Raw genomic sequence first — 862 nt, 5'->3', positions numbered from 1 at the left:
GCGCCCCGTACTACGGGACGCGTAATCGGGCGCCGGCAGCGCATTGCGGTCGAGTTTCCCGCTCGGGGTGAGCGGCAGGGATTCCAGCGTGACGAAAGCACTCGGCACCATGTAATCGGGCAGCAGCCCGTGGAGATGGGCGCGGAGCGTATCGGCGGGGGAATCCGGCGCCGGGGCGTGTGCGTCGTTCTCGGAACGGACGACATAGGCCACGAGGTGACGGCTGCCGGGGGTGTCCTGACGCGAGAGGACAACGGCCTGGGCGACGGTCTCGTGCCGGGTGAGAGCGGCCTCGATGTCGCCGAGTTCGATACGGAAACCACGGACCTTGACCTGGTGGTCCGTACGGCCCAGGTATTCGATCTGCCCGTCGGTGGTCCACCGCGCGAGGTCGCCCGAACGGTACATGCGGTCGCCGGGGGCGCCGTAGGGATCAGCGGTGAAACGCTCGGCGGTCAGGCCAGGACGGTCCAGATAGCCACGGGCCAGGCCGCCCCCGGCGATATACAGCTCCCCCGCCACTCCGGGCGGTACGGGGCGCAGGCCACTGTCGAGAACGTAGACGCGGCGGTTGCGGATCGGGCGGCCGATGGGCGGATTCTGCTCGACGGGGCCCGAGGCGTACCAGGCCGTCGTATAGACCGTGGCCTCGGTCGGCCCGTACAGATTGGCGACGCGGCAGCCCGGCACCGCCTCCTGCACGGATTCCACGGCCTGCCGGGTCAATGCCTCGCCGGCCAGTACCACCATGTCGGCCCGCGCCCGGACCGTTCCCTGGGAAAGCAGCTGGGAAATCGCGGACGGAACGGCGCTGATCAGCGTGCCGTCCCAGCGGCCGCCGGGACGCTCGGCCAGCGCGAGC

At 70.4% G+C, this 862-nt stretch carries 1 protein-coding gene; it reads right to left on the bottom strand.

Annotation, left to right across the window (positions count from 1 at the left end):
* A partial coding sequence (locus tag AC51EU_RS30785) for an AMP-binding protein (RefSeq protein ID WP_496270377.1) occupies positions 1-862 on the bottom strand: 862 nt, incomplete at both ends.

The sequence above is a fragment of the Candidatus Streptomyces philanthi genome, from assembly GCF_059553635.1.
Note: the sequence above shows the minus strand (reverse complement) of the source record. Positions and strands in the feature narration are given on the sequence as shown.